Annotated in this window: 2 protein-coding genes; both read left to right on the forward strand. The window is 37.5% G+C overall.

The genetic code is table 11. The features are described from left to right. Nucleotides 1-271: hypothetical protein (locus tag KP705_RS17480; RefSeq protein WP_215765198.1), on the forward strand; the 271-nt coding region annotated here is incomplete at its 5' end. Next, the coding region (locus tag KP705_RS17485) for a hypothetical protein (RefSeq protein WP_215765199.1) at nucleotides 268-469 on the forward strand (202 nt) is incomplete at its 3' end. The genes KP705_RS17480 and KP705_RS17485, both read left to right, overlap by 4 nt.

Consider the following 469-nt stretch of genomic DNA (forward strand, 5'->3'; position numbering starts at 1 on the left):
TTTGTTTTTGGATTACATAGAAAGCAGGGGATATGGTTTTTTAAGATTCAACGAATATTTGAACGATGACGAGGATGATTTTTGTTACGAGTGTGTTTTTGTTAATGACAATAAAGATGAGATACGCCTTTGGGTTAAAGATTTAGAAGCATGTGACAAGGATGGTTTGTATTCGAGTATCGATAATTTAGATTTGGAAAATTGTACGTCTGATGATTTTAAAAGAAGACTCTCAACGATTTGCGAGAAATTTTTTGGATCGTTGTCATGAGTTATCAATTCGCACATTTTGAGATGCTGAGTCGTAAAGTGCTTGTAAAGCCTTCCGACAAGGCAACGAAGTCTAAGAAGTGGAATATTAAAGAGACTATAGATGAGGCTACCCGGAGAAATCCGGATGCCTGTTTGCATGTTGAAAATCCAGGCAAGCCGGTTCTCGTTTTTGGTCAGGATTTAGAAGCTCTTGAGC

Origin of the sequence: Gluconobacter sp. P1D12_c (genome assembly GCF_018812105.1) — a bacterium.
Classification (GTDB): Bacteria; Pseudomonadota; Alphaproteobacteria; order Acetobacterales; family Acetobacteraceae; genus Gluconobacter; species Gluconobacter oxydans_A.